This is a genomic window from Rhizobium sp. Root483D2, from assembly GCF_001426685.1.
GTDB classification, from domain to species: domain Bacteria; phylum Pseudomonadota; class Alphaproteobacteria; order Rhizobiales; family Rhizobiaceae; genus Pararhizobium; species Pararhizobium qamdonense.
Map to the genome: position 1 here is coordinate 249,357 of NZ_LMFB01000015.1, position 7,130 is coordinate 256,486.

Below are 7,130 nucleotides of genomic sequence, written 5' to 3' on the forward strand. Positions count from 1 at the left end.
ACACCCTGGGGCGGCAGAGCGGCTTTGGGATTATGACTTTAGTCGAATATGCTCAGGCCCGAAGGGCCGCAGCCGGGGACTGGCGATAGGCGAGAAGTGCCGGGGCCAGCGCCAGGACGGCGGAAAACAGCGCGATGGCGGCGACGCTTGCCAGATCGCTGCGGATGAAGCCGACCGGGAGGGCGATGCCGCTTTCGCCCGAAAACAGCCTGGACAGCAGGATTGCGGCACCATAGCCGAAGGCAAAGCCAAGAATGATGCCAAGTGCAATCAGGATGAACAGTTCCAACCAGACGATCACCAGCACGGCCGATTGCGGCGCACCGAGCGCCCTCAGCGCCCCGATCTGGCGGCGGCGCTGGCCGATATGCATGACGGTGACCATCAGCACGGCCGCGGCAACGAGAATCTGTGCACCAACAGCGACGGCGGACAGGACGCGCTTGGCATCGCCGAGCGTCCCGTAGAGATTGGTCAGCACCTCGCCCGGGAACACGGCAAGCGTGCCATTGCCGCGAAAGTCCTGCCGCAGCTTATAGGCGTCGGCAATGGTCTTGGGCTTGACGAGGATGGCCGGAAGACCGGGTGTTTGTACCGTCCAATGCTCGTCGATGGGCGCATCGGGATCGACAGAAGCATGCGCGTGACCGGCATGAGCGTCATGTCCGGGCTCTTCTGCCGTCCCCTCCGCTTCTGCAGAGTGACCGTCGCCACCCATACCGTGCAGGCTCCAGACCGATTGGATCGGCACCAGGATTGCCCGGTCCCAGGAGGTGCCGGTGGGCGCCATCCGGCCGGTGATGCGATAGGCGAGTTCGGTATGCGTCTCGCCCCCCAGCGCCGCAAGCCCATGCGTGGGTTTTACCTCGTAGCCGAGCGGCAGGGTCACGGCGGCACCGATGACCGCCTCGCCCGCCTTTGAAAACACGCGCCCCTCCGGCATTGCCGATAGATTGTTGACGAGTGCCATAGACGTGCCGACGATGGGATAGCCGGAAAAGGAATCGCCGAAGCCGACGGGTGCCGCCCAGGAGACGCGCGGATCGCTGGCGAGCTTGCCCAGCACATCTCCCGACATCAGGGGCAGGGGGGAGGGTTGCAGGAAGACGGAGGACAGCAGCAACTGCGTTTCACTGCCGGGAGCGCCGACGACGAGATCGAAACGGTCGGCGGCACGGGCGCTGCCTAGCCTCAGTGCCCGCTCCTGCAGGGTGACGGCCACGCCGAGCGCCGTGGCAAAGGCGATCAAAAGCACGACGACCAGCGATCCCAGCCAGAGACGGCGCAGATCCGAAAAGATGAAACGGGTCATGCCGCCTTCTCCCGGTGCTCTCGATCCGACGCGATACGGCCGGCCGACAGCGTGATGCGGCGATCCAGCCGGCCGCTCAGCCGTTGGTCATGCGAGACGACAATCAGCGTGCTTTCGTTGCGCACGGACAGATCGATCAACAACCGGGCGACGGCATCGCCGCTTTCGCTGTCAAGGCTTGCCGTCGGCTCGTCGGCGATCAGAACACCAGGCTTGCGAAGCAGTGCGCGTGCAATTGCCACTCTTTGCATTTCGCCACGTGACATGGTCTCGATCTTCTGGGCAGCGCGGCTCAGCCCGACGGCATAGAGTAGCATCAGCGCCCGGTCGGGATCACCGGGCTTGACCGCGCGCGACAGGCGGGCGGGCAAAAGGATGTTGTCGATCGCGCTCAAGCCGGGGAAAAGATGGAAATCCTGCATGACGAGACCGATATGCGCGCCACGCCAGCGATCGCGGCTGCGCTCGGACATTTCAGCGATATCAACGCCACCCCAGCGGACGGAGCCGCCCGGAGCGCACCGCTCAAGTCCGGTCAACACGTTGACCAGCGTGCTCTTGCCAGAGCCCGAGGCACCGGTGATGGCAACTCGGCTGCCGGCCTCGATGGACAGCGAGGCGATATCGAGAACAGGCGTGGGCAGGCCGCTATAAGACACGGAGACGGAGGAAAGATCGAGCGACAGCATGAATCAGACCGACGCATAGTCGGCATCGCGCAGCCGCAACAGGCTGACGAAACCAGTTTCCGGATCGGTCCAGGAGCCGAATTCGAGAATACCCCGCGCCTCGATCGCTTGCGACGGCTGCACGAATGTCTGCTTTTCTCCGAGATAGACGACGACGATATTATCCGGCCAGTCGGCATCCGACGAGCAGAAAGGGCAGAGCGACATCGGAATTTCGGTGAGCACGAAAAAGGCGGCCTCGGCTTTCAACGGCGGCGCCATGAAGCCTTTGATCGTTATCTCCCGGCCAGCCAGCGACTTGACCTTTTCAGAGAACTCCAGGCCGAGAACGCCGAACTTGCTGTAGAGTTCACCAAACGCCAAGGATGGAAGAGCGGCATCGGACGGTCGCGCGGCCAAGGCCAAGGGCAGGGCGGCCAGCAGGCGTAACGCGTCGCGGCGCGTGTTTCCTGTGAAAGAGCGGATCATATGGCCACCTTTAGTCTGACGTGTCACCGGAAAATAGAATCCAGCTAAGGAAATCAATCATCAAGCGATGAAGGGTCGTAACGGCGGGCTGCGGACAGCCCACCGGTACGGCGCTTGAATGATCAGTTGGTCTGCTTCACGCCGAGTGCCATGGTATCGACGAGGACGCGATAGACGTCGCTCTGCTCCATGTAGCCTTTGAAGCCGTCGGAGCCGGGGCCGATGGCCTGCAGCACGACGTCATCGACGGCGTGGACGCCCGAATCGCCTTCCTTTGGAATATTACCGGCGACGAAGACTGCGCCGGGCACATCCTTGTAGGCTTCGTTGGCGATATATTCCTTATTTTCATTCTGGATCGCCGGAACGAACGGGCCATCCAGCTTCGGGCGGAAGGTTTCGTAATGATCCGGGCCGTTGTTGGCGTTCAGGAACAGGCGGCGTGTGACATCGACCTTGTCCGGATAACCATCGTTATTTTCGTCGGTATAGTTCGGGAAACCGGCACTCGCGTAAGTGCCGACCTTTTCGCGCATGTCGGTGCCCGGCTTTTCGTCATCGACGGTGCCGATGATCGAGACGCCATGCGTGTGGTCGCCGGTGACGACGATCAGCGTGTCGGGGTTTTTGGCCGCAAATTCACGGGCGACACCGATCGCCTTGTCAAACTCGATCGTATCGACGACGGCACGATCCCAATCGAGCGGGTGGGACATCTTGTCGATATTTGCGGCTTCGACCATCAGGAAGAAGCCTTCCGGATTTTTCGACAGGTTATCGAGCGCGACCGTGGTCATCTCGACGAGGCCCGGCTGGTTTGGAAACTTCCCGACTGTGCCCTTCTTGAGGAATTCGCGGTCGAGCGTGGTGTCCATGTTGCCGGTGTGGAAGATGCCGAGGATCCTGCCGGTATTGGTGCCGGCCGCAATTGCCAGTTCGGTCTTGTCGGTTGCGAGCGTGTAACCGGCTTCCTGGAACAGCTTGACATAGTCCTTGTCGTCCTTGCGCTTCGAGCCTGGCGTCGCCTGCGGCAGGAAGTAGGCAGAGCCGCCACCGAGCAGCACATCCGGCTTCACGTCGAACAGCATGCCGTTGATCTCGGCCTTGTCACCGCGCTTGCGGGTATGGGCAACGACCGCTGCCGGTGTCGCATCCTGCAGTTCGGCGGTCGAAACGATGCCGATCGACTTCTTGGTCTGGCGGCGAATGGCTTCTGCGAGCGTCTCAACCTTCGGATCGTCAAACGAATCCGGGGTACGGTCGGCATAGACGCCGATGGCGTTCACGGCCGTCTTGTGGCCGGTCATATAGGCGGACATGGTATTGGCGGAATCGGTGGCAACCGCGTCGGTTGCCGAGGTGCCGATGAAGGCGGCCGGCGGCACGTCGTCGAGATTCAGGCGGCCGTTCGCCTTGCCTTCCGAAATGCCCTTGGACATGATGCGGGCGGCGGTGCGATGCGCGACCGAGAAACCGTCAGCGATCAGGAAAATGACGTTCTTTGCCTTCTGGGTTTCGCCGGTATTGTAGACATCCCAGGTGACCGACTTCGATTCAGAACCGGCGGTCACTTCGATCGTGTAGGCGCCTTCGGCCGGCAGAACGAGGCCGCGGGCGATCATCGCCGAGCCCAAGACCTTGTCTTCCTTGCCTTTTTCTTCAGCGACGAATTCGGCTTCCTGGCCGAGCACGGTCTTGTAATCCTGGCCGTTAACGGTGATCTTGACGTCTTCGGGCTTCACGACCGACTTGAACTCGACCTTGAAATCGAAGGGCGAGCCGGCAAGAATGGTTGCGCGGTCGAGCGGATAAACTGTGGTGGCCTGTGCGGCCCCAGCAAGGAATGTCGTGGCGGCGAGCGCCGACAGAAGCATACGCATGGAAAACCCCCTAATGGTTTGAGCTGACGGCTCGCAATAGTCACCACGGATGACAGCGGCATGACAGTTCCGTAACGTTTTGGCGGCGGCAGGTGGAACGCCAGTTAGCGCAGCAATCCGAAGCTTTCTGTTGACTCTGCGCCAAAAGCGCGTAAGAGCAGCAACGGAAAAGGACCCCACCCATGCACCGTTTTGGTTACGCCATCGCTGCGCTGATCGCCCCGGCATTCGCTGCCGGGCGGGTACGTTCTTTCTCGGTATTTTCCAAAACAACGGCCAAAACGACGACGAAAACCGTCTGACGTCTCTGGCCACCGCTCTCTCCCCGGCACGGCCGGGGACCTGAAACCCGCGCCTTTGGCCGGCGGGTTTTCCCCAAAAGCCCCGCGGAGAGACAGAAAGAGAGCAAAAGACAATGGGTTTCAAGATTGCTATTGCCGGCGCGACCGGAAATGTTGGCCGCGAAATGCTGAACATCCTGGAAGAGCGCGGCTTTCCGGCAGATGAAGTCGTGGCACTGGCCTCGGCCCGCAGCCAGGGCACCGAAGTCTCCTTCGGCGACAAGACGCTGAAGGTCAAGAACCTCGAAAACTACGATTTTTCCGACACCGATATTTGCCTGATGTCGGCCGGGGGCGCCGTATCGCTGAAGTGGTCGCCGAAGATCGGCGCGCAGGGCTGCGTCGTCATCGACAATTCCTCGGCCTGGCGCTACGATCAGGACGTACCGCTGGTGGTTCCGGAAGTGAACCCCGACGCCATTACCCAGTTTACCAAGCGCAACATCATCGCCAACCCGAATTGCTCGACCGCGCAGCTCGTCGTGGCGCTGAAGCCGCTGCATGATTTCGCCAAGATCAAGCGCGTCGTCGTCGCCACCTACCAGTCGGTCTCCGGCGCAGGCAAGGATGGCATGGACGAGCTGTTCAACCAGACCCGCGCCGTTTTCGTTGCCGATCCGATGGAGAGCAAGAAGTTCACCAAGCGCATCGCCTTCAACGTCATCCCGCACATCGATGTGTTCATGGAAGACGGCTACACGAAGGAAGAGTGGAAGGTGATGGCCGAAACCAAGAAGATCCTTGATCCGAAGATCAAGCTGACCTGCACGGCCGTGCGCGTCCCGGTTTTCATCGGCCATTCGGAAGCGATCAATATCGAATTCGAAAACGAGATCACCGCCGATCAGGCCCGCGACATCCTGCGCGAAGCGCCGGGCTGCCTTGTCATCGACAAGCATGAGAACGGCGGCTACATCACGCCTTACGAAAGCGCTGGCGAAGACGCGACCTATATTTCCCGCATCCGCGAGGACGCCACCGTCGAGAACGGCCTGAACATCTGGGTCGTTTCCGACAACCTGCGCAAGGGTGCCGCCCTCAACGCCATTCAGATTGCCGAACTCCTCGTCAGTCGCGGCCTCATCAAGGCGAAGAAACAGGCTGCCTGATCAGGAAGTTTTAACCAATTATACCCAATCGGGATGCTATCAACCCTTCGGTTTGATCGTCGCGATTGGGTAAAAAGCCTCGCATGATCCGTAAAAGGAATGCGGGGCTTCTTTGTAAAAAGGCAACTGTGACGTTTTTTCACGGTTAAAAGGAGGATTCACGTGAAACACGGCCTCCCGATACTGTAGCAACGTCGTGACAGAAACCGCAAAGACTGGCATTTTGCGGTCACAATTTTGGATTCGGGCAATACGGGGTATTTCATGCGCAAGGCAAAATGCGTACTGGCAGGTTTCACGGCGATGATTGCGGCAGCGATCCTGCCATCGGTGGCACAGGCTGCGCAATGCAGCAACACATCGGCAGGCTTCGACGCCTGGGTCGAGGATTTCAAGGGCGAAGCCGCCGGCCGCGGCATCAGCCCGTCGGTGCTGAACAAGGCCTTCGCGAACGTCACCTATAATAAGGCGACGATCCGCGCCGACCGTGGGCAGAAGAGCTTCAAGCTATCGCTGAACCAGTTCATGCAGAAGCGTGGCGGCCAGACGATTATTTCGCGCGGCAAGAAGATGAAGGCGCAGAACGCCGCTCTCTTCAATTCCATCGAAAACCGCTACGGCGTTCCGGCTGGCCCGATCATCGCGATCTGGGGCATGGAAACCGGTTTCGGCGGCTTCATGGGCAAAGAACACACGTTGTCGGCTGTATCGACGCTGGCCTTCGATTGCCGCCGGTCCGACTATTTCACCAACCAGCTCTACGCGGCGCTGACCCTCGTCCAACGCGGCGACCTGAGCCCGGACGCGCGCGGCGCAGCGCACGGCGAAATCGGCCAGACGCAGTTCCTGCCGGCCAATGTGCTGAAATACGGCGTCGATGGCGACGGCAACGGCCATGTCGACATGGTCCGCTCCAAGGCGGACGCGCTGTTTTCGACCGCCAACTTTCTGCGCGGCCACGGCTGGAGCGCCGGTGGTGGTTATCAGCCAGGCCAGGCCAATTTTGGCGCGATCCAGGGCTGGAACGCTGCCAGCGTCTACCAGCAGGCCATAGCCATCATCGGCGCCGAGATCGACGGCGGCTGATCAAGCCCTCCATCGGGATGAATGCATCCGCAGTCCGGAAACGGGCTGCGGATTTTTTATGGATGAAGAGGGGGAAGGCGGCTCTTTTGAAGCGATGTGCCTCCCCATACTCCGTCATCCTCGGGCTTGACCCGAGGATCCCGTGACGGCGCACGTCGCGCTCTGTGAATGGATCCTCGGGTCAAGTGTATGGCCTTGAGACATAGTTGACATGTGTTCGGAGACATCCCTGACACTTTTGCCGT

Annotated in this window: 6 protein-coding genes; 2 read left to right on the top strand and 4 right to left on the bottom strand. The window is 60.6% G+C overall.

Annotation, left to right across the window (positions count from 1 at the left end; translation table 11 throughout):
- Window positions 1-52 precede the first annotated feature (52 nt).
- The 4 genes from ASD32_RS14060 to ASD32_RS14075 all read right to left on the bottom strand — a co-directional run bounded on the left by ASD32_RS14060 (window position 53) and on the right by ASD32_RS14075 (window position 4,349).
- Window positions 53-1,312 (bottom strand): ABC transporter permease, encoded by a 1,260-nt coding sequence (locus ASD32_RS14060; RefSeq protein WP_060638634.1) that lies wholly within the window; start codon window positions 1,310-1,312, stop codon window positions 53-55.
- Entirely contained in the window at window positions 1,309-2,001 is a 693-nt protein-coding gene (locus ASD32_RS14065; protein WP_060638635.1) for an ATP-binding cassette domain-containing protein, read from the bottom strand. Before ASD32_RS14065 ends, ASD32_RS14060 begins: the two co-directional genes overlap by 4 nt.
- 3 nt (window positions 2,002-2,004) lie before the next feature.
- On the bottom strand, window positions 2,005-2,469 hold the full coding sequence (locus ASD32_RS14070) for a hypothetical protein (RefSeq protein WP_060638636.1): 465 nt from the start codon (window positions 2,467-2,469) through the stop codon (window positions 2,005-2,007).
- A 122-nt stretch (window positions 2,470-2,591) separates the two neighbouring features.
- Window positions 2,592-4,349: an alkaline phosphatase gene (locus ASD32_RS14075; RefSeq protein WP_060638637.1), complete on the bottom strand. Its 1,758-nt coding sequence runs from the start codon at window positions 4,347-4,349 to the stop codon at window positions 2,592-2,594.
- Window positions 4,350-4,764: 415 nt separating this feature from the next.
- Here ASD32_RS14075 and ASD32_RS14080 point away from each other — a divergent pair, with 415 nt between their 5' ends.
- The gene (locus ASD32_RS14080) at window positions 4,765-5,799 is read left to right on the top strand and encodes an aspartate-semialdehyde dehydrogenase (protein WP_060638638.1); all 1,035 of its coding nucleotides are present in this window, start codon (window positions 4,765-4,767) and stop codon (window positions 5,797-5,799) included.
- Between the two features lie 264 nt (window positions 5,800-6,063).
- Entirely contained in the window at window positions 6,064-6,885 is an 822-nt protein-coding gene (locus ASD32_RS14085) for a lytic transglycosylase domain-containing protein (protein WP_060638672.1), read from the top strand.
- Window positions 6,886-7,130 lie beyond the last annotated feature (245 nt).

Excerpts from the sequence above, each read along its gene's own strand:
- ASD32_RS14060 (WP_060638634.1), bottom strand. The coding sequence starts at position 1,312 with ATGACCCGTTTCATCTTTTCGGATCTGCGCCGTCTCTGGCTGGGATCG.
- ASD32_RS14065 (WP_060638635.1), bottom strand. The coding sequence starts at position 2,001 with ATGCTGTCGCTCGATCTTTCCTCCGTCTCCGTGTCTTATAGCGGCCTG.
- ASD32_RS14070 (WP_060638636.1), bottom strand. The coding sequence starts at position 2,469 with ATGATCCGCTCTTTCACAGGAAACACGCGCCGCGACGCGTTACGCCTG.
- ASD32_RS14075 (WP_060638637.1), bottom strand. The coding sequence starts at position 4,349 with ATGCGTATGCTTCTGTCGGCGCTCGCCGCCACGACATTCCTTGCTGGG.
- ASD32_RS14080 (WP_060638638.1), top strand. The coding sequence starts at position 4,765 with ATGGGTTTCAAGATTGCTATTGCCGGCGCGACCGGAAATGTTGGCCGC.
- ASD32_RS14085 (WP_060638672.1), top strand. The coding sequence starts at position 6,064 with ATGCGCAAGGCAAAATGCGTACTGGCAGGTTTCACGGCGATGATTGCG.